Source organism: Shewanella sp. KJ2020 (assembly GCF_024197625.1).
Lineage (GTDB): Bacteria > Pseudomonadota > Gammaproteobacteria > Enterobacterales > Shewanellaceae > Shewanella.
On the sequence record NZ_JAKUKD010000030.1, the window covers coordinates 287,595 to 309,011 of the forward strand.

Below are 21,417 nucleotides of genomic sequence, written 5' to 3' on the forward strand. Positions count from 1 at the left end.
GATATGGATAGCGCAATAATGTGGGAATGGGTTGGTTATTTAGCCTCTGTGGTCGTCGCAATATCACTGATGATGTCAAACATCAAAAAACTGCGCTGGTGGAATCTTATCGGTGCCGCTTTATTTGTGGCCTATGGAATGGCTATTGGTGCTTATCCTGTTGCCTTAGTTAACTTTTTTATTGTACTCATAGATGCTTATTATCTGGTTAAGCTATATCGCGAACCTGAGCTACCCGCTAATTAGTGCAAGATGCTCTCATTCTTACGATCTCGCTCTGGCTATCACATACTGACTATCTAAGTCTGCTCTCCAAACCTAACTAAATAACCGTTTAATTTTAAGGCGGGTTATCGCGCTAAAACCTGGGCACATTTGTGCCAAGCATTGGCAGCATAAAAGGCCAGTAATGCATTTGCTGGCCTAATTGATTAATCGAATCCCCTAGAACAATAGCGTTGCCACACCTAACAGAGCGAACAGTACGGCGCAGCCTCGGTGGATCCAGTGCATGGGGAGTTTGTCTGCGCTGAAATGACCGGCGATTACCACGGGCACGTTAGCAAGCAGCATACCTAAGGTCGTACCCGCAACCACCATAGTCAACGAATCGTATTTTGCGGCGAGTACCACTGTTGCTATCTGGGTTTTATCCCCCATTTCGGCAATAAAGAACAGGATAAAGGTGGCGAGAAAGGGGCCCATTTTGTAGAAACGGCTCTCCTCGGCATCGACTTTATCGGGGATTAACACCCACAGGGCAATCGCGAAGAAGGACGCGGCAACTAAATAGCGGGCAAGATCTGGGCTGACCCAGTTAATCGCCCATTGGCCAATCCAAGCAGCGGCAAAATGGTTGAATAACGTCGACAGTAAAATACCGAGAATAATGGCGGTTTTATTTTTAAATCTTGCGGCGAGAATCAGTGCAAGTAATTGAGTTTTATCGCCAATTTCGGCAATTGCAACCGTAAAGGTTGAGGCTAGTAGGGCTTCCAAGTGTGATCCTTTAGGGGTGGTTAAGACATAAGCACAATATACCGTCCACCCCTAGGTGCGGTTATTGTGCTCAGGTCTTGCCGGGCAAATCGATGATTTGCTGTGAACACCATGGCATGCGGCCAAGTATGTTGATATTCACCCAGAATGACGATGGCTCGAAATTCCGTTAGCTACTCCCCCGAAGCGAGGTGGGCATTATACCTAAGTACAACGAGCTTTCAAGCGTGAGTTTATGGCAGCAGGCGCTGAATAATATTTGACAGGTGTCAAAGAAATACCGCCCATCGTTCTATAATCAATTGAATTTAAATAAGATATTTTTTGACAGCGTTGTCTTTTGTTGTTAATTTAGCACGGTCATTGCTGCACGATTACATATTGTTAACTTGTGGTGATTCGATGGCACCTACCGTATTTGGCAAACTAATTGAAAAGTTAGGACGTAAAGCTTCCGGTCTAAGGTTGTAAAGGGATTTTTTAGTGAACTAAGATAGCGGAGTTGCCGCAGAACGCGATTTCTGTGAAAGATAAATGACTGCTGTTTAATGCCGTTGTTTGCCCAAATACCACTTTTATATCTAAGCCTAAGCCAGTACTGGTGAATATGGCTGCCAATGGAGTGCATTAAAGTGGCAAATCCTACTGTTTTTTCCCCTGTTTCTAAATTGAGTTTATTAGCCGTTGCAGTGATGGCGGCGAATACGTTTGTGAGTATCTCTGCACAGGCACACGGCTATGTGGTAGCGCCTGAGTCACGTTCCTATGCCTGTAAAACCGGCAAAAATGCCAATTGTGGCGCAGTGCAATGGGAGCCGCAAAGCGTAGAGGGGCCATCGGGTTTTCCTGAATCCGGTCCTGCCGATGGCAAACTGGCGAGTGCAAGCAATGGTGCATTTTCACCTTTAGATGAGCAGAGCCCCAGCCGTTGGTCAAAAACGGATATTAAAGCGGGCTGGAATAAGTTCAGTTGGCAGTTCACTGCCAACCATGTCACCCGCAATTGGCGTTATTATTTAACCCGCCCAGATTGGAATCAAAACCAAGCTTTAAGCCGAGCGAGCTTTGATTTAGCACCCTTTTGCGTAGTTGATGGTGGTATGGTGCAGCCGCCTAAGTTAGTGACCCATGACTGCTATGTGCCAGAAGGTCGTAGCGGTTATCAAGTGATTCTAGCCGTGTGGGAAGTGGGCGATACCACCAATAGTTTCTACAATGCTATCGATGTGAACTTAGGCTCGGGTCCTGTTGTGCCGGGTGAATGGCAAGATGTGGGGGATATCAATCCGTCACTCGATCTAAAAGCTGGCGATAAAGTGTTGACCCGAGTGTTCGATGCCAATGGTGAGCATACGGCTAAGCAAACCGTCATTACCATTAGCGATGCGACTCAAGGCGATAAACAAAATTGGCCTTTCCTGTTAGCGAGTGCGATTAATGCACAACACTCAGATCTTAAAGCTGGGCAAAAAAATGCTGCTGAGATAGTGCCGGTCTACGGTAAGAACGATATTTTTACTGCGGAAAACTCAGGCATTGAACGTGTCGAAGTGGGATTCGATCTCGCACCTGCGCCGGGTAATAGTTTAGAAGTCACCTCACTTGCCGATGATTATCAAATCATTGACGGTGCAGCTCAGGTTCGTTTCGATGTGACGAGTAACACTGATATGTTAGTGTCAGCCTATTTGTTTAGTCACAATGGCACGGCTGCAGGCTTTGTTAGCCAAGCGGTAAACAAGACTAGCGCCAGTTTAGTGTTAGACGTGGTTGACCCTAAAGTTGGGCATTATCACTTGCAGGTTAAAGGTGAGCCAAAACAAGGTGATGTTATTCAGCAGAACTTTGACGTCTTCTTAAAGGATCAAGCTCCTGCACCGGAGGCGGACTTTGTATTCCCTGAAGGGCTTAAAGGTTATGTTGCGGGCACCACAGTATTACAGCCTAAAAATGGCAAAGTGTATCAATGTAAGCCATTCCCCTATAGTGGCTATTGCATTCAGTGGTCGGCTTCAGCCAATGGTTTTGAGCCGGGTGTCGGCGCTGCTTGGGCAATGGCCTGGACTGAGCTGTAAATTAACATGCTGAGTTAACCGATCCTCAATATGTTGTGATTGGTATAGCTAAGCTACCTGAAGATGTGAATCCTGCATCCTAAGGCCGTTTGGGCTTAAATATGTTGGCGGTATTTAAGCCCATATTCTGTTCGCTCACTATGGTGAAAAGACCTCGGTTACTTCGATTCAAGTCTAATACCGCATCCCGTGTATTTTTGACTAAGGTAGTGACTTTGTTCGCTTGTGTATTTTCGTTTACCACAGCGCTATTAAGTTGTTACCGTACAACCCGCAACTCATCTTTGTTCACAACTGGCTTGCCCACTGGGTTTGGCTCTGTTAATGTCCCAAACTATCTATTTAGCCAGTACGTTAATTTGGGCAATCACAATTGAAAGTCATGCCGTTTTTAAGTCGTCGATTTAGTTAGCCTCAATGGCTACTGGGTTGAAATATTCAAAAGCTATTGGGGCCAATTGATCTGCTAGGTGGAGATCCGATTGGATGCTTTTTGAAGCTGCTTTAAGTGAGATATCGCTTATTTCTATTTAAGACGCAAGGCTTTATCGGTTCAGATCTTACTCAAATAAAATAATAATTATTGAACAGGACTATTGTGTGAATTCAAAAATGTTAGGCTCGATTGCTATCGTTGCCGGAACTGCAATTGGTGCCGGGATGTTGGCCTTACCTTTAGCGACAGCCGCTTTGGGGATTATCCCGGCAATTTTACTGCTGGTGGTCATTTGGGGTGTTTCTGCCTATACCTCGCTATTGATGCTCGAAATTAATTTACGCTCAGGGGTGGGTGATAATGTGCACGCCATCACAGGCAAGCTTCTAGGTAAAAAAGGCCAAATAATTCAAGGGGCTTCCTTCTTGAGTTTATTATTTGCCTTGACCGCAGCTTATCTTACCGGCGGCTCTTCATTATTAGTGCTTAAAGCCAAGAACATGTTCGATATAGTGCTGGATAATCAACTCGCTGTCGTGTTATTTACCTTAGTGCTCGGCGGGTTTGCGGCGCTTGGTGTGGCTTGGGTCGACAAAGTCTCCCGCTTTTTGTTTTCGTTAATGATCCTACTGTTAGTGGTTGTCGTGCTCTTTTTACTGCCCGAAGTCAGTCTTGCTAGCATGGCAACGGGGGCGATTGCCGAGTCTATGACTAGCAGTTGGATGGCGGCGATTCCCGTGGTGTTTACCTCCTTTGGTTTCCATGTTTGTATCGCGACTTTAGTGCGTTACCTCGATGGTGATGCGGTATCCCTGCGTAAGGTGTTGTTGATTGGTTCGACAATTCCTTTGGCGTGCTACATTTTTTGGCTATTGGTGACCTTAGGGACAGTTGGTGGGGCTGAGATCAATGGCTTTAACGGTTCTTTACCATTACTGGTGACCGCATTGCAGGAGATTGCACATACGCCTTGGATCAGCAAATGTATCTCGTTATTTGCAGACCTAGCGCTAGTGACTTCATTTCTAGGGGTGACCTTAAGCCTATATGATTTTGTTGCCGAACTCACTCGCGCGAAAAATACCGTTATTGGCCGCATTCAGACCTGGGCACTCACCTTTGTGCCGCCCTTGCTATGTGCCTTGTATCTGCCGGAAGGCTTTGTCGCTGTGCTTGGATTCGCGGCTGTGCCTTTGGTGGTGATGATTATATTTTTGCCGATTGCAATGGCTCTGCGCCAACGACAACCACAAGCGGAAGGATATCAAGTCTCTGGCGGTTCTATTGCGTTACTTGCCGCGGGTGTTTTAGGTGTCATTATTATTGGAGCCCAGCTTGCGGTAGCGCTGTAATGCGTAATTGCATGGCGCTATTTTAGCGAACGAAGCAGGGTAGTCTCTGGGAAATGTATTTGCTTTGTAAGCGAATTTTTCTGAACCTGTTATAGAGTGTGTCCCATGTGATAAAGTCAGGCCCTGTGCCTGACTTTTTGCTTTTTAGGGTTTAAAGCGAGTGGGCACTAGGTTTAGCACTGTTATTTAAGCTTAACGATTAAAACAAGAACATAGCCCAGCTTGCGCATGGCTTTATTCACATCAAATGGACTTAACACAATGAAAAAATGGTTACTCGCAGTTGCCGTGGCCGCCAGCTTTGGTGCTCAGGCTGACGAAGGTATGTGGCAGCCCCATCAGCTGCCGTCTATGGCCGATGAGTTAAAGGCAAAAGGGTTAGAAATTGATGCTAAATCGATTTCAAAACTCACTGAATTCCCCATGAATGCCGTAATAAGCCTCGGCGGTTGTACCGCATCATTCGTATCGCCAAAGGGCCTAGTCGTGACTAACCATCACTGTGCCTATGGGGCGATTCAATACAACTCCACCCCAGAGAAAAACCTGTTACAGGATGGTTTTTTAGCTAAGACCTTCGCCGATGAATTGCCAGCGACACCGGGCTCACGAGTGTATGTGACCGAAGATGTGACCAATGTGACCGAGCGCGTTAAAGCTGGGCTCGACGGAAAAGTGGGTAGCGACTTCTATCAAGGCATTGAAGCACAAGAAAAAGCCCTAGTAGCCGAATGTGAAAAAGACGAAGGTTACCGCTGTCAAGTGTATAGCTTCCACGGTGGCCTCGAATACTACCTGGTCAAACAACTGGAAATCCGCGACGTGCGCTTAGTCTATAACCCAGCGGGCAGCGTCGGTAAATACGGCGGCGATATCGATAACTGGATGTGGCCGCGTCACACCGGCGACTTTTCTTTCTATCGCGCCTATGTCTCTAAAGCGGGCAAGCCTGCCGATTTTAGCAGCGATAACGTGCCATATGAGCCAAAGAGCTTCTTAAAAGTATCGGCTAAAGGTGTGAGCGAGGGCGATTTTGTGATGGTGGCTGGCTACCCAGGTCGCACCAACAGATATCGCACCGCCACTGAAGTTCAAAATGAGTTTGAGTGGGCTTATCCCGAAGGCAAAATGCTACGTGAGCGCTTTATTGAAATCATTAAAGAAACCGCGCCCGAGGGCAGTGATGAGCGTATTAAATATGAGAGCCAAATTGCTGGCCTTGCAAATTACGCGAAAAACTTCACTTCGATGATCGAGTTTTACGGCAAATCCACTATGTTGGCCGACCGTAAAGTCCTCGAAGCTAAACTTGCTGAGTGGATCGCCAAAGACAGCAGCCGTGAAGCGAAATACGGCAAAACCTTAGCGGAATTAGATGCTTTGATTGCTAAAGCTAAAGCGCATCAAGAGCGTGACATGATCCTAAGCTACATTGGTAGTACGACTATGTTGCCGACGGCGCGCAGCTTGTATCGCCTCGCGAACGAGAAGCAACTGCCAGATATGCAGCGTGAACCGGGCTTTCAAGAGCGTGATATGACACGTCTAAAAGCCAGCATGGAGCGTATCGATCGTCGTTATGCACCAAGCGTTGATAAAGCGGTGTTGTTCGACATGCTAAAACGCTACGCCGCATTGCCAGCTGAGCAGCGCCTGCCTGCATTGGATAAAGCCTTTGGGATCGATAAAAAGTTTAGTGAAGCTAAGCTTTCGAAAACCTTAGATAAAATGTACGCCAATACTGAGTTAGGTAATAAAGACGTACGCCTGGCATGGATGGATAAATCCGTAGCCGATTTCAAAGCCTCTAAAGATCCTTTCATTCAATTCGCCGTCGCTATGTATGACACAGATATGGCAGAAGAAAAGAAAGAAAAACAATTAGCGGGGGAGCTAATGAAGGTGCGCCCACAGTATATGGATGCCATCATTGCCTACAACCTAGAGCAAGGTAAGCCGGTTTACGCCGATGCGAACTCTAGCCTGCGTGTTACGGTCGGCCATGTGAAAGGCTATTCGCCAAAAGACGGTTTAGTGGCCGTGCCATTTACTCGCCTTGAAGGCATAGTGCAAAAGGACACGGGTGTTGATCCATTCGATGCGCCGAAGAAAGAGTTAGAGCTGATCAAGCAGAAGCAATACGGTGATTTCTACATGAAATCAATAGACTCTGTACCAGTAAACTTTTTATCAACCTTAGATACTACTGGCGGAAATTCTGGCTCACCGACCTTAAACGGCCGCGCTGAATTAGTGGGCCTTTTGTTCGACGGTGTGTATGAAAGCATTATCGGCGGTTGGGCATTTGATAACGAGATTAACCGTTCTATTCATGTCGACAGCCGTTATATGCTGTGGGTAATGAAGTATTTAGATCATGCCGACAACCTATTAGCTGAGATGGAAATCGTTAAGTAATCTATTGCCGCACCAGCAATGGTGCGGCCTATAGTGGCATAGTGAATTTGGATTATCAGCATTCAAGTGTGACTTAGTGCTCTTTGAATGCTGCCATAACAAGATAATAAAATAGCGATAAACTCACTGGGTTTATCGCTTTTTTTGTGTGAAAGTAATGGCTGTTGATAGCTGTTGAGATAGCAGTCTTGATAGGTGTGCCAAGGCATTACTCACCTTTTGAGCATTAGCGTAACCTGTGGATTTAATAGCCTTACGCTGCGCGCTTTGGGACAAAGGCTCGCTGCGTTTTGCGCGGCATTATCTGCATTTCGGATAAACAAAAATAATCCTAGTAGCTGGACTGTGAGCAGTGATGAGCTTAAGGATGTAACGCTTGGCTTGAGACTTTACCTTTACACCATTTGCCGCTGTTGTGCTGCTTCTTAAACTCGCACATGCTATCCCATCGACCACTTATACCACTGTATTGACGGCGAAACTCTTTAGCAGAAGTAAGCCAAGCATCGGGCGCAATGCCTAATTCATTGAGCAGCTTTGGTTGCTGATTATCGATATAACCTTTCTTATCAAGGCGAATCGCTCGGCCAGTCCAATCTATCAACTCAAGATAATCAGCAAAATGAAACGGAATGTCCATTTGCTGATTCAGATGTGTTGAACCATCAAATTTAGCGAGGGATTGGTGTGTTGTTTGCGGTCGTTTATTTGCGGATTGAGCCAGTGTGTTAACTGAGGGGAAAGCGTTATCTTGCGGAGATAGCGAGTTAATTCGCTCCTGAATCGATGTAAAATCAGAGGATTGCAAAGAGTCGGCAATACCTGCTCGAATAGGATTTAAATCCACATACATCATGCAGGCCAGTAGTGCTTGTTCATCTAACAGCGCTTGCGACTTAAAACGACCTTCCCAAAAGGCACCTTTACACTCATCTTCACGATTAGCCTTACGGGCAATTTCTTCATTTAAACAGCGCATAAACCAAGATATGCTGGATAAGCGCTCATGCCACTCGGCAAGTAAGTTATCAAGCAACATCATTTCACCGTCGATTAAAGCATCACCATTCATATACTTAGTCGCGACAGCATGGCCCTTAGTGATTTGACACCAGCGGCTAATAATATCTTTTTGACTTAAGGATTTTGCCTTGTCGAGATCAATTTTAAGCACTAGATGATAGTGATTGTTCATCACCGCATAGGCACAGATATCAATACAGAAAATCGCAGATAATGCTTTGATTTTATCCACAATCCAGCCACGTCTATGCTCGTAACTGCGACCTGTGAGTTTATCTTCACCACATAAAAAAGCCCTACGAACACAGCGATTTATCACATGATAGAAAGGCGTCGCATTGGCATCAATTAACTGTCTTCTGGCCGAAGTCATAGCAAACTCCACACAGACAAAATCAGGGTAATTTAAAGCCTAGTTGAAGGTGCTGAAAAACACAAAAAGATGTGGCTGTCCTCATTGTTTGTCTCAGACGTTTCTATCTTCATTGGAGTTTATTGGCAGATATTGTTCGCGCAGGCATTTGTCTCAAATTGAGGCTAGCTGCTTGAGGGCATTCGCGATTTGTCTTCCACTAAATCGTTACTGCGGCTTTAAGCACTACAACTTCCTGTGGGGTGAGTGGCCGCATCGCTCCTTCGGCTAAGGATTCTAGCGTTAATGTCATTAATGCGACGCGCTGTAAGTCAATCACCTTATAGCCTAAGGCGCTGGACATCCGCCGAATTTGTCGATTCAGCCCTTGAGTCAGTACGATTTCAAAGCTGTCCGGACTGAGACGGCGGGCTTGGCAGGGCAGGGTTTGCACATCTTTATAATTCACTCCACTGGCCATTTGTTCAACAAAATCATCAGTGAATGGCCTATCGAGGAGCACATGGTAGGTTTTGCTGTGGGCAAAACTGGGGTGCATGAGTTTATGGGTCAACTCACCATCGTTAGTTAACAGCAACAGGCCGCGGGAGTCCTTATCGAGCCTGCCGACGGGATAGAGTCTTGGTGCTTTGGGAAGTAGGTGTATAAGGCTCGTTTCATCCTGCTCAAGTAAACGGCAATCCGTACCTGCGGCTTTATTGAAGATCCAATAGGCGAGCGTTTCGGTTTGAGTGATAGGTGCGCCATCAAGCTCAATATGGTCGAGACAGTTTAATGAGCCGTCCAAACGAATAGGATCTGTGTGCTTGGCAATCTTGCCATTAAGTGTAATACGCCTAGCTTCAATCAAACGGCAGGCTTCACGGCGTGAGCCAATTCCACATTGGGCGAGGTATTTGGCTAAGCGCATAGATTAAGTTAAGACAAATGATGGATTTGAGCGCGATAATACAGGATTTTGGATAAGCGGCGCATGGCAAATGCGAGGCTTAAACACCAAATAATGTTGAGATTGGTTTGCAGCCACATATTGACTGAAACACTGCAAAAGTGTGTTTGGGGCTCGCAGGGGGAAAATCTAATAGAGTCCAATCTAACTGTAGGCTTAAGCTAACAGCGCTTATAAAACTAATTAAACTCAGGTAAAACAACGGTCTTGGACAAATTAGTTTAGGTACTATGCCCGCAATAATCACTAAAAAATGCAAGCTTAATGTACTCAATAGGTAACTTGTTGAAACCAGTCTGTGCATGCTTAAAAAGTTAATCGGGAAAATGCCCATCAAAATCACCGAAGTACCCACCCAAACGCCTGTAAGGGCAATATATTGGCTAAAAGTATCGAGCTTGAGTAAGTAAAGCCCTGCCATTGAGATCAACATACAAATCCCCGCCGCCAATAAACCTAGGTTAAAAACATAGGCAAGGGGGGAGTTGATATAGTCACCCAAAAAGTCTGCCCGCATAGATAGGGCTTGAATGCCAATGGTTTGATATTCAGCATATATGGCAATACTAACCCCCGCAGCACTGAGAAAGGCTGCACCCACAATCAACCAAGTGATCAGGCGATGTAAATCATAATAACTGGGTTCTTGGTGTCTTGGGTTCATAGTGTTATCGGGTGAATCAAGGTCGAATAATCGGGTGTAACTTGCCTCAATCCCTGAATGATGGCAAGTCTAGGATAGTGGCATATGCTGAAAAGCGATTAAAAACTAAGGGAGCTAATTGCTCCCTTAGTGATGTGAATAATATTAGTGTTGTGAATAATAGCGATAAAACCTAGTGACGCTTACAGAAATCAGTGACGCTTGCGGAAAATCACAATCGCAATCGCCACGGCAGCGAGGATCATGCAGTACCAAGCATAGGACACTGCGGCTAGCGGTGTGATGCTAAAGGTTGATGCGATGAGCAACGCCTGGGCGCCATAGGGAATTAACCCTTGGATAATACAAGCGAAAATATCGAGTATGCTGGCCGCACGTTTTGGGCTTACGCCGTGCTTTTCAGCTAAATCCTTCGCAATCTCCCCCGTCACTACGATAGAAACTGTGTTGTTAGCAACGCAGCTATTGGTCACAGCCACAATCCCCGCCATCCCTAATTCGGCGGCGCGGCATGAGGCTTCACCTTGGGCCTTTGAGAAGCGAGTGATCAGCTTTTCAATCTGCTTACTCACAAAGGCTAAACCACCTTGTTGCTGCATCAGGGCGGCTAAACCACCCACCAACATAGACAGGATAAAAATCTCCTGCATATTGCTAAAACCGGCGTAGATATCCTTACCAAACTGGATCACGCCGTAATCCATAGTCAACAAGCCTGTTGCGCCCGCTAGTAAGATGCCTAAGGTTAAGACGACAAATACGTTTAAACCAGCAACCGCTAAAACCAAAATGGTCAGGTAAGGAATAACCTTAATCAGATCGATATTCTGCGGTGCTAGCTCGGCTTGACCTTGGCCAGCAACGACAAAGGCGATAAAGGTGAGTACAGAAGCGGGAATCGCAAATATTAAGTTTTCACGGAATTTATCTTTCATATCACAGCCTTGAGTACGAGTGGCTGCAATGGTGGTATCGGAAATAATCGACAGGTTGTCACCAAAGAGGGCGCCCGACATTACAGCGCCCGCCATCAGGGCGTAATCGATTTGCGCTTGGTCGGCAACACCTAGAGCAATGGGCGCAACGGCGGCGATAGTGCCCATTGAGGTTCCCATGGCCGTGGCGATAAAAGCGGCAATCACGAAGAAGCCGGGCAACAGCAGGTTTGATGGGATCAAGGATAAACCTAAGGCCACGGTGGCATCGACACCTCCAGTGGCTTTAGCGACCGCAGCGAAGGCGCCTGCAAGTAAGTAAATCAAACACATAGCAATAATATTGCTGTGACCGATACCGCCAATAAAAGTATCAATCGATTGATTTAATTTCTGTTTTGATAGTATCAGCGCCAGAATAATCGCAGGTAAAATGGCGATAACACTGGGTAATTGATAGAAGGCAAAGTCGACGCCCTGGCTTTGGAAATACACGCCCGCGCCAATAAATAGACCTAGAAAAACCAATAATGGCAACAGGGCAATGAAGGATGCCGGACTGCTCTGTGAAGATGTTTGTGCTGAATGACTCAATGTTGTCTCTCTTTTACTTAGAGTTTTATCCGCGGGATCCTTGGCAGTCAAACTCGCTTAAATTTCATGCTGCTTCGGCATCATATCCTAGCAACGTGTGGCGAAGCATATTTGATCCCCTCTCTTCTGTCAATTTAGACGTCTAGATGTTTTTACTTCCATTTGCTCAGGTGAGTAATAAAGCACCTAGTTTGACCGTCAATTTTTAGCATTATTATTTTAAATCAAACGATTAATGCATATATTCCCAACGCGCCGAAATTGGAGTGGGTTATATGTGGTTGCATTGAAAACAGTCCAAGGTTTCCCTTGGACTGTGATAGGGGCAGGCTTAAGCGACTTTAAATCGGGCCACTTCTTTTTGTAGATTGCTGCAAATGGCTTTAGTGTTGACGACGACTTGCTGGGTTTCTTGGATAACCATATTACAATATCTTGTTTTATCAGACAGTTCAGTCAAGTTACGATTGATTTCTTCGGTTACATGGGTTTGTTCTTCGGTCGCCGTTGCCGTTTGCGTGGACATCTCGCTGACCTTAGAGGTGGAGTTAAGAATTTCATCTAATGCATCTTGGGTCTGACTGGCGAGGGTGACCGTCGAGGTAGTCAGGCTAGCACCGGATTCAATACTCTTTACCGCATCATTTACACCGCGCTGCAACTCTTCAATCATGCGCTGAATATCTTGGGTCGAGGTTTCGGTGCGGCTCGCCAGCGTACGCACTTCATCGGCGACCACAGCAAAACCGCGGCCCTGTTCGCCCGCCCGCGCCGCTTCAATAGCCGCGTTAAGTGCGAGCAGGTTGGTTTGTTCAGCAATAGAGCGGATCACATCGAGTACTGAGGCAATATTGGCCGAGTTGACTGAGAGCTTTTCAATCACAGTGACGGCATTTTTAACCGATTCAGATAGTTGCTGAATATGATTAACCGACTGGGTAAGGATTTTTTTACCTTCCACAGTTTGATCATTCACCTTAGTAATTTCGCTCGCCGTGTGCAGGGCATTGCTGGCGACTTCCCTTACAGCCGCGCTCATTTGATTGACTGCGGTGACAATGGTGTCGACGAACTGCTCCTGTTCATGGCTGATGCTGATTGTGGTAGCAGACTTAGTCGCAAGACTTTCAACGGTTTGGCTCACATCTTTGGTTTGACTAATAATTGCGATAATCATCTGTTGTAGCTGCGCCACAAACAAGTTAAAGGCGTTGGCGAGTTCGCCAATTTCATCCTGACGGGTGATGGGGATCCGCTGGGTTAAGTTGCCATCACCATCGACAATATCATTGATCCTATGAGTAATATCTTGAATGGCATCGACTATGATTTTGGGGCCAAAATAGGCGATCAACAGGGCGACAATCGCCACTAAGCTGGCGATGCTAACCGATATTTGGGTTTGGGTGGTGGCCTGTTCCGATGCCTGTAAATCCAGCTCCTTGACGCGGTTATCGGCGGCTTCGCCCGCAGCATTGTAGATGTTTCTTAAGGCTTTAAACTCTTTTTTTGATTTACTTTCATGCAGTTGTCTAGCTCGTTCAAAATCATTATTTTTAACCGCGTTAATCACCTCGGATGAGGCTTGATACCAGAGGGAGAATTGGGCTTCAAAGCCGTTGGTGGATTGCAGCACTTGTAGATGATCCTTGAGAATTTTTTTAAATTCCGCCATACGATCACGGGCTTGGTCGGCATTTTCCTGCCAATCATTTATCTCGCTATTGCGCTCATCGCTGTTCAATCCTTCCCTGAGTAGCACTGTTTCACTAAGCTGTGCTTGATAAAGATCGCGATCAGCATTGAGTATCGCCGAAATTGCCGGGTTAAAGAGCTGACTAAATTCCTGCATTTGCTTAATCGTCGCGCGACTTTGCATGGCATCGGTTATTGCCATCACAATAAGGGCCATCGCCATAACGATAAGCATCAGCGAAAATTTAACTCGAATACTACTGAACATAGGGGCATCTCCATTAATAACTTACTAAATAGCTTAGTAGTTATTTAGGAATTTGCCCGGAGCTTGCGAAGCCACATTAACAGATTGAAGAGATTTGACCCGCCTCTATTTCACCCATGAGGCGAGTCAATTTTGCCATTTATTCGGTACAAGCTAAGGTTGTGATGGCTTTAGGCTTAGGTTTTATCTGTACTAGCATCACGCCCATAATCACCATAGAGCCACCAAGATAATGATAAATCGCTAAGGTTTCATCTAGGATAATCGCCGCCAGTATCGCCGCAAGAATTGGCATGAGATTAAAAAAGACGCTAGTGCGTTCGGCCCCTAGTTTGCTTATGCCGTTGATCCAAGCCCAAGGGGCGATGAGTGAAGCGCCAACGGCTGCATACAAAATGAGCGGCGCTGCTTGAGTGCTGATGGTGACACTCGATGCACTAAAAAGTAGTGGGGTTAACATCAACACGGCAATAATTCCTTGAATATAAACCGATTCCCAAGTCGATATCGGTAGCTGCCAGCGTTTGAGCAGTACCCCATAAAGCGCGTACACAAAGGCGCTAATCAGTAATAGTAAATCACCCTCGGTTACGCCAATGGCCAAATTGGCCATATCCCCATGACTTAACATAAACACTAAACCCAGCAGCGAAATTAAGGTGCCGCCAAAGACTAAGGGCGTAAGTTTTTGTTTGAGTAGAGGCACAGCCAAAAACAGACTGACCATAGGCACCAGCGAGTTGATCAATGCCATATTGGTGGCGGTTGTTGTTGCCGCGGCAAAGTAGGCAAGGCTTTGGTTTAGCACCATGCCTAAGGCGGCTAAGGTGGCGAGTTTCGGCAGTAGAGGAATGATAGTGCGGCGATTTTTCCATACGGGTTTTAGCATAAAAGGCGTTAACACTAGCATGGCAAAAAACCAGCGATAAAAGGCAATGGCTTCGGGGGCGATAATCCCGAAAGAAAGCTTGTTTACAATGGCGTTGCCCGCCCAGATCACTACGGCGAGCAAGGGAAATAAATACAGCATAGGTAAGTCTTTATTCAGGTGAAGACGGGCTTATACCGGGCGGCATAAACAGGTGTCAAAGGTTAAGTGCTATTATCCATGGTCTTTTGTGATATAAATATCGCTTAAAAGACAATGTCAGTTCCCCGGCGGACAATAAATTCTTATGTCTATGCCTAGAATTGTTTGGAAATACATTCATAGGAGTACAGATGCGCCCTGTTTACCATCCTCTAGGGGCTGAACAAGCGCCAGTTGCAGATATTTTCTTTTACTATGAAGCCTTTCTGCCTAATACCATTACGCCTAAGCATCAACATACTTGGGGGCAAGTGCAGTTGAGCAGCGGCGGCATTATGGAGTTGCATGCAGCGGGGCAGCGATTGTTAGCGCCGTCTCAATATGCGATCTGGGTACCCGCAGGTATAGAACATGAGAGCTACACCCGCCGCAGTATTCATTATTATTCGATGAATATCGCCGCAAGTCGCTCGCTTGTCTTTCCCCGTGAGACTTGTTTACTCACAGTAACCCCAATTGCAAAGACGATAGTGAATGATCTCTGGGCGCGGCAGATAAGCGTCGCCGAGAGCGATGCGGATAAACGTTTGGTGGAGGTGTTAATCGACCAGTTAGTTTTGGGGCAGGCGCAGCCGCAATTTTTACCTTCGAGTCGCGATAAGTTGTTACAGCCGATTTTACAGCAGCTTGAACTCGATCCCGCCAGCCACAAGAGTCTTAACATTTGGGCGAGTGAACTGCATACCACAGAACGTACCCTTGCTCGGCGCTGCCAGGATAGCCTTGGAATGAGTTTTACTGAATTACGACAGCGATATAAGTTTATTTATTCGCTACAACTTTTACGTGAAGGCTTATCTATTAAGGAAGTTGCGCTGACCTTAGGCTACAACCAGACATCGCCCTATATAGTGATGTTTAAAAAATATGCTCAATATTCCCCAGAACAATACCGGCGCCAGCTGGCATAAAATAGGGTACAGCAATTGCTGTACCCTATTTGTGAGTAAAAGAGAGGATTTAAGGGATTTTAATAACAGGAGTTAATCGGAAGCTTTTTGGCGGTTCCGTTTATCCTGACGTTTCTCTTTTAAGGTTTTCATCGGCGTTTTTTTCGCTTTTTCTTTACTCATGGAAAATACTCCCAAGTGAAGTGAGGCTATCGAGTGTAGCGCCGCGGATCTCACTGATAGCTAAGCTCAAGTTTTCAGTTAATAATCTTGAGATATTACATAGGAAGAGCGAGTCCTTTAAATAACCTTCTTAGTTTATGGTTAAGCGCTGCCATACTTTAGTCAATTTTTAAGAAGGTTAAATTTAGGTTCACTTGCTTCAATGTATTTCGCGGCCAGTAAATAACTTCAAAATATCTTCCTCCAATATATTGGTTTGCCTGTGCTAAATGCCGCCGCAAATAGCGAGTAAAAAGCATGTTGCCACTGAATTGAACATGCTTGTTTTTTAAACTACTTCGTTTTCTTCGGTTGTTTTTGGGCTAAACGGACATCTTTAATCATAAACAGCACTGGTTTACCTAAAATGCTCACTTTTGCCATTTCACCCTTTGACAGCCCAAGTAAGCTGACGCCCAAATCGGAGATAACAGAGAAACGTCCTGCACTGGGTTTATGCCTTGGTGGATACACTAACTCAATTTGGTACTCTTGCTGATCCTGTAGATTAACTAAGTGAATTTCCCGTCCCACAGTCACTTTATCACTAGTAGTATCATGCTTTAGCTGTTCAAGCTTACTAATTACGCCTGCCAATGCCATTGGGCGCAGTGAGGCATTAAAACTGTTTTGTAAATAATAGATTTCAGTTTTTAGAATAAAATTCTGGAAAAGACCGCTAAAAAATGAATATGCCATTGCCGCCTCTGAAATAACAAAGTTAAAATATAAGCATAGAAGTTTAAAAGAGTATTAGTTTTAATCTGCGCTTATTTCAAAAAAGTTATAATTCTGCCGAGCGCGAGTGACGCTCGGCTTAGACTGGGAATTTGAGCGAGAGGCGAATTAAGCTTATGACACTAGATACGCTAGCTATTACATGGGAAAATAGTGATGAAAATGCAGTGCTAAACATAGTGTTACATCTCCATTTTTAATTAAGGTAAAATTAATCATTAAATATCTAGATGATCAATTTTAAATAAGTTGTCCATACCATAGGCCAAGTAAAAAAATAAAGCAAGTCTGAAAATATTGAATCCTTTGAATAATTGAATCCTTTGAAAAATAGTTTTGTGATATTTATTAACCTCTGATATCGAATAGTCCAAAAAATTATTTCGGAAAAGCCCATTTTCGCCCTCGGTCGCAGTTTTTAATTCGGGATTAAAATTTTTTAGACTTCTAGATGTCTATCTGTTAGCTTTGTTGAACATGCACAAATCCTGTGCAATTTTCAATGTCGATTGAATACTGGGCTGCTACGGATAAGGAAGGCAAAATGAAGCTTGAATCACTGGCATTACACCACGGTTATGAGTCAGAGGCGACCACTAAGGCGGCCGCGGTACCTATCTATCAAACGACCTCTTATACCTTCGATGATACCCAGCATGGTGCTGATTTATTTGATTTAAAAGTCGCTGGCAATATTTATACGCGGATAATGAATCCTACCACTAGCGTGCTAGAGCAGCGCCTCGCGGCCATTGAAGGTGGCATAGGTGCGCTGGCCGTAGCATCGGGTATGGCGGCGATTACCTATGCAATTCAAGCCCTGACTCAAGTTGGCGATAATATTGTCAGCACCAGCCAGCTCTATGGCGGCACCTATAATCTGTTTGCTCATACGCTGCCGCGCCAAGGCGTTGAAGTGCGCATGGCGGCCTTCGATGATTTTGAAGGCTTAAATGAGCTGATCGACGATAAAACCAAGGCCTTGTTCTGCGAATCTATTGGTAATCCTGCGGGCAATATTGTCGATTTACAGCGTTTAGCCGAGATTGCCCATAGGCATGGCGTGCCTTTAATTGTCGATAATACGGTCGCGACTCCAGTGCTATGCCGCCCCTTTGAGCATGGCGCCGATATCGTTATTCATTCTTTAACTAAATACATTGGTGGCCACGGCACGACAATCGGTGGGGTGATTATCGATTCTGGCAAGTTCGATTGGGTGGCGAATAAGGAAAGATTTGCCTTACTCAACCAAGCAGATCCTTCCTACCACGGCGTGGTTTACACCGAAGCCTTTGGCCCTGCTGCATTTATTGGTCGTTGCCGTGTGGTACCGCTGCGTAATACCGGCGCCGCGCTTTCACCGCACAGTGCATTTTTACTGTTGCAAGGCCTTGAAACCTTAAGCCTTAGAATGGAGCGCCATTGCTCGAACGCCTTGGCATTAGCGGAATATCTGGTGCTGCATCCGGCGGTGAGTTGGGTGAACTACGGCGCCTTGCCGAGCAGCCCTTATCAGGATAATTGCCACAAGATCACTGGCGGAAAAGCCTCTGGGATCATCAGCTTTGGGATTAAAGCGGCAACCCCTGAAGAAGGTAAGCTTGCCGGTGGACGTTTTATCGATGCACTGCAGATGATCCTGCGTTTAGTGAACATTGGCGATGCGAAATCCTTGGCCTGCCACCCTGCGAGCACTACGCACAGACAGCTCGATGCCGATGAACTGGCGAGGGCGGGCGTGTCTGAGGATCTTATTCGTATCTCAGTTGGGATTGAGCATATCGATGACATTATTGCCGACGTGGCCCAGGCGCTCGATAAGGCATTAGTGAGCCAATAGTATTTAGTCCATCATTCATAGTGAAAACCTAAAAGCCGCCATAGATTATTCGATGGCGGCTTTTTAGTGCGCAAAGGCATATTAATCCTGCAGGATTACTTTTTCGCCTGCAGGATCACAAATTTACCGTTAGAAGCCGCTGTGGTGCAGTTTTTAAATAAGCGCTGTAATTTTACATGGTAAGCCAGATGGCGGTTGCCGACGATATGTAAGATCCCACCGTCTTTTAAGCGGCGGCGAGCATCTAAAAACATCTGCCAGGCTATATGATCGGTAATGGCTTCACCTTGATGGAACGGCGGATTACACAGTACTAGATCCGGCTGCACATCATCGGGTAGATGTGTCATGCAATCGTCCCAATAGAAGTGGCCTTTATCTCTGGGCAACTGATTGCGTGCCCAGTTTGCCTTGGCCGAAGCGACTGCCATTTCAGAATCATCGATAAAATGGATATCGGCCTCTGGGAATAACTGAGCCGTGCGTAACCCTAACACGCCATTGCCACAGCCGAGGTCGACAATGGTTTTAAAATCCCCTTTGGGCAGATTATCTAGCATGATACGTGCGCCAATATCGAGTTTATTGGCGGCGAATACATTACTTAAATTGCTGATCTCAAGTTGATATTCAGGTACGGCCCAAGTCACCTCTTTAGGTAAGGCTCTTGGTTTACCATCGCAAAGACAGGTGATCACTCGGGTGTTTTTCCAGGCTAAACTGGCGCTTGCTGGGCCTAAATGTTTTGCAAAGATATCGAGCAGGGCGCTATTGATCGATTTGGCTTTGGCGGCCACTAATACACGAGTGCCAGCGGGTAACACGTGCGATAAGCGTATTAGCTGGTGGGCAAAGTAGCTTAAGTTCTTAGGCAACTTCATCAATACTAAGGCTAAGTTTTCTGGCAAAGTATCGCGGCTGGTAAACCATTGCAGATTATCCATCGGCAACTGATTGCGGCCATGATTTTGCTCTGTGCCTAAAAAGCTGGTTCTGGCATCGGTTTCAACAAATAGCGGCCAACTTGGATTTCGTTTCGATAGCGCACAGCTTAAGGCGCCAAAGCTGTCGTTAATAATGGCGGTCGGCACTGCGGCTTGTCCTGACTCAACAAGGCTCTTGAGTAAGTGCTCGTCGGCGGCATCCCAAGCTTGAAGATTAGATTCCTGCTGTGCTGGATACCGTAAAAGTTCGAGTTCAACACCCGCTACTGAAAATTGTGTTGTCATGTGCCACACTGCGCCAATAAATTTAAGGCGCAGATTATCGCAGATTTCATGGCTCAGTGCGACGGCTCGCATGGAGGACGTCAATGCAGCAAGGTAAGTTAGGGTTTGATACAGAGGGTGAGGCTGAAATTAAGCCGCCCATTACCTTAGTACGCAGTTATCTTAATGCTGAGCAGCAAGCAGCTTTATTGCAAGAAGCGCAAACTTATCCCTTGAGTCGCCCCGAAATCCAAGTCTTCGGTCAGTTTCATCCTATCCCTCGCCAACAAGTGTGGTTTGGTGATTTGGGCTGTGACTATTTATATTCAGGCCTTTTTATCCGCGCCTTACCTTGGCCTAAGTATGCCTATAAATTGAGGGAAAAACTTGCCCGGGATTTTGGCTTAGCGAGCAATGGTGTATTAGTGAATCGTTACGCCGATGGTCACGAGTGTATGGGCGCCCACAGCGATGATGAGCCAGAAATCGCCCATGGCAGTGATATTGCCTCTATCAACCTTGGTGCTACCCGGGATTTTGTGATTAAACATAAACATAGCCAAGTAAAATACAGCATCAGTTTGCACAGTGGTGATTTGCTGATCATGCATTGGCCGATGCAGCGCGATTGGCTGCACAGTGTGCCTAAGCGATTAAAGGTGAAAGACCCCCGTTGGAACTACACTTTTAGGCAACTGATAGTAAATTTTCACGGTTAATTATTACCTTAATATATGGCGTTGATATTGCGATTAATGTTGCAATAGAGTGAGTCATCATTAACAAAATTAGCCCAGTGAATTTGATCTTTTTAACTTGAAGCAGTACTCTGCGGCCACTGGATTTTCCCATTCTGAGATTCGAATATGTCCAATATGCACACGCAGGTTACAGTGACCGAGACCATTACACAGAAGTTAACGGATAGCTTCTCGCCAATTCACTTAGAGGTTCTCAACGAAAGCCATCGTCACCATGTTCCGCCTAATTCAGAGACTCATTTTAAAGTCGTATTAGTGAGTGAAGAGTTCGATGGGCTGCGCCTATTGGCACGTCATCGTTTAATCAATAACTGTTTAGCCCATGAGTTAGCCACAGGTGTGCATGCGCTTTCTATTCATACTTTTACCCCAAGTGAGTGGGATGCGACTGTGGAAGTTCCCCGTACCCCCAATTGCCGCGGTTAAGCGTTAACGGGTATTTACGACTAAGCCACTTCCTCGGAAGTGGCTTTTTGTTATTATACCAATCACATTAAATATCTAATCAGTTCAGAGCCTCACAGGCATCTCAATCCAAGGCGCATTGACGCAGAAATGGTCATTCCCTTTTAAGTCAATGCAACACGGGAGTGGGGTGCCTGTGTGGCTCCCGAAGGGCGGGTTTCAACGCGCTTTATACTGCGTTCAAGGCTTTCGACAGAGCACCACTATGCCTTCAAGCCTTCGCCTTGTCTAAAGCGCGTTGAACTCCCGCTGAATGAACAGATATTTAATACGATTGGTATTAGGTCGCATAGGGGCATTCTTTAGTTTCCCTGCTGAATTTTATGTGTTAACAATATGTTCTATTTTGTGGGTATTTAGCGCGTATCAAGGTGCTTAATACTTCTCGTACAGAACGCTGACTCAGGTTTAACAAAGAG

General features: G+C 45.7%; 17 protein-coding genes and 1 riboswitch. Of the genes, 8 read left to right on the forward strand and 9 right to left on the reverse strand.

The annotated features are described in order from the left end of the window. The first annotated feature begins 3 nt into the window (after positions 1 to 3). Positions 4 to 246, forward strand: coding sequence for a hypothetical protein (locus tag MJO46_RS16585; protein WP_253990278.1), 243 nt, complete (start codon positions 4 to 6; stop codon positions 244 to 246). A gap of 198 nt (positions 247 to 444) precedes the next feature. Here MJO46_RS16585 and MJO46_RS16590 read toward each other — a convergent pair whose 3' ends face one another. Beyond that, a complete protein-coding gene (locus MJO46_RS16590) occupies positions 445 to 999 on the reverse strand; it encodes a TMEM165/GDT1 family protein (RefSeq protein WP_253990279.1) in 555 nt (184 codons plus the stop codon). 410 nt (positions 1,000 to 1,409) lie between these two features. Beyond that, a riboswitch (cyclic di-GMP riboswitch) is annotated at positions 1,410 to 1,509 on the forward strand. A 122-nt stretch (positions 1,510 to 1,631) separates the two neighbouring features. On the opposite strand from MJO46_RS16590, the gene gbpA reads away from it, so the two are divergent. From gbpA to MJO46_RS16605, 3 genes are all read left to right on the forward strand, one after another. Next, complete coding sequence (gene gbpA, locus MJO46_RS16595) at positions 1,632 to 3,074, forward strand: N-acetylglucosamine-binding protein GbpA (RefSeq protein WP_253990280.1); 1,443 nt, start codon at positions 1,632 to 1,634, stop codon at positions 3,072 to 3,074. 612 nt (positions 3,075 to 3,686) lie between these two features. Continuing rightward, positions 3,687 to 4,862: an aromatic amino acid transport family protein gene (locus MJO46_RS16600; protein ID WP_253990310.1), complete on the forward strand. Its 1,176-nt coding sequence runs from the start codon at positions 3,687 to 3,689 to the stop codon at positions 4,860 to 4,862. A gap of 261 nt (positions 4,863 to 5,123) precedes the next feature. Continuing rightward, positions 5,124 to 7,280 carry a S46 family peptidase gene (locus MJO46_RS16605; RefSeq protein WP_253990281.1) on the forward strand — a complete coding sequence of 719 codons (2,157 nt, stop codon included), beginning with the start codon at positions 5,124 to 5,126 and terminating at the stop codon, positions 7,278 to 7,280. Between the two features lie 361 nt (positions 7,281 to 7,641). Here MJO46_RS16605 and MJO46_RS16610 read toward each other — a convergent pair whose 3' ends face one another. The 6 genes from MJO46_RS16610 to MJO46_RS16635 form a co-directional block, all read right to left on the reverse strand. Continuing rightward, positions 7,642 to 8,676 carry a transposase gene (locus tag MJO46_RS16610; protein ID WP_253990282.1) on the reverse strand — a complete coding sequence of 345 codons (1,035 nt, stop codon included), beginning with the start codon at positions 8,674 to 8,676 and terminating at the stop codon, positions 7,642 to 7,644. A 199-nt stretch (positions 8,677 to 8,875) separates the two neighbouring features. Continuing rightward, a complete protein-coding gene (locus tag MJO46_RS16615; protein ID WP_253990283.1) occupies positions 8,876 to 9,586 on the reverse strand; it encodes a 23S rRNA pseudouridine(2604) synthase RluF in 711 nt (236 codons plus the stop codon). Positions 9,587 to 9,665: 79 nt separating this feature from the next. Beyond that, positions 9,666 to 10,289 (reverse strand): hypothetical protein, encoded by a 624-nt coding sequence (locus MJO46_RS16620; protein WP_253990284.1) that lies wholly within the window; start codon positions 10,287 to 10,289, stop codon positions 9,666 to 9,668. A gap of 191 nt (positions 10,290 to 10,480) precedes the next feature. Next, the gene (locus tag MJO46_RS16625; RefSeq protein WP_198780855.1) at positions 10,481 to 11,818 is read right to left on the reverse strand and encodes a Na+/H+ antiporter NhaC family protein; all 1,338 of its coding nucleotides are present in this window, start codon (positions 11,816 to 11,818) and stop codon (positions 10,481 to 10,483) included. Positions 11,819 to 12,149: 331 nt separating this feature from the next. Then, entirely contained in the window at positions 12,150 to 13,781 is a 1,632-nt protein-coding gene (locus MJO46_RS16630; RefSeq protein WP_253990285.1) for a methyl-accepting chemotaxis protein, read from the reverse strand. 139 nt (positions 13,782 to 13,920) lie between these two features. Next, the gene (locus MJO46_RS16635) at positions 13,921 to 14,811 is read right to left on the reverse strand and encodes a DMT family transporter (RefSeq protein ID WP_253990286.1); all 891 of its coding nucleotides are present in this window, start codon (positions 14,809 to 14,811) and stop codon (positions 13,921 to 13,923) included. A gap of 191 nt (positions 14,812 to 15,002) precedes the next feature. Here MJO46_RS16635 and MJO46_RS16640 point away from each other — a divergent pair, with 191 nt between their 5' ends. Beyond that, on the forward strand, positions 15,003 to 15,782 hold the full coding sequence (locus MJO46_RS16640) for a helix-turn-helix transcriptional regulator (RefSeq protein ID WP_253990287.1): 780 nt from the start codon (positions 15,003 to 15,005) through the stop codon (positions 15,780 to 15,782). A 495-nt stretch (positions 15,783 to 16,277) separates the two neighbouring features. Here the strand turns inward: MJO46_RS16640 and MJO46_RS16645 are convergent, their stop codons facing one another. Beyond that, positions 16,278 to 16,682 (reverse strand): GreA/GreB family elongation factor, encoded by a 405-nt coding sequence (locus MJO46_RS16645; RefSeq protein ID WP_253990288.1) that lies wholly within the window; start codon positions 16,680 to 16,682, stop codon positions 16,278 to 16,280. Between the two features lie 583 nt (positions 16,683 to 17,265). On the opposite strand from MJO46_RS16645, the gene MJO46_RS16650 reads away from it, so the two are divergent. Further along, positions 17,266 to 18,564 (forward strand): O-acetylhomoserine aminocarboxypropyltransferase/cysteine synthase family protein, encoded by a 1,299-nt coding sequence (locus tag MJO46_RS16650; RefSeq protein ID WP_253990289.1) that lies wholly within the window; start codon positions 17,266 to 17,268, stop codon positions 18,562 to 18,564. 95 nt (positions 18,565 to 18,659) lie between these two features. Here MJO46_RS16650 and MJO46_RS16655 read toward each other — a convergent pair whose 3' ends face one another. Then, entirely contained in the window at positions 18,660 to 19,793 is a 1,134-nt protein-coding gene (locus MJO46_RS16655; RefSeq protein ID WP_253990311.1) for a methyltransferase, read from the reverse strand. Positions 19,794 to 19,876: 83 nt separating this feature from the next. Here MJO46_RS16655 and MJO46_RS16660 point away from each other — a divergent pair, with 83 nt between their 5' ends. Then, complete coding sequence (locus MJO46_RS16660; protein ID WP_253990290.1) at positions 19,877 to 20,491, forward strand: alpha-ketoglutarate-dependent dioxygenase AlkB; 615 nt, start codon at positions 19,877 to 19,879, stop codon at positions 20,489 to 20,491. 147 nt (positions 20,492 to 20,638) lie between these two features. Next, positions 20,639 to 20,959 (forward strand): BolA family transcriptional regulator, encoded by a 321-nt coding sequence (locus MJO46_RS16665; protein ID WP_253990291.1) that lies wholly within the window; start codon positions 20,639 to 20,641, stop codon positions 20,957 to 20,959. Positions 20,960 to 21,417 lie beyond the last annotated feature (458 nt).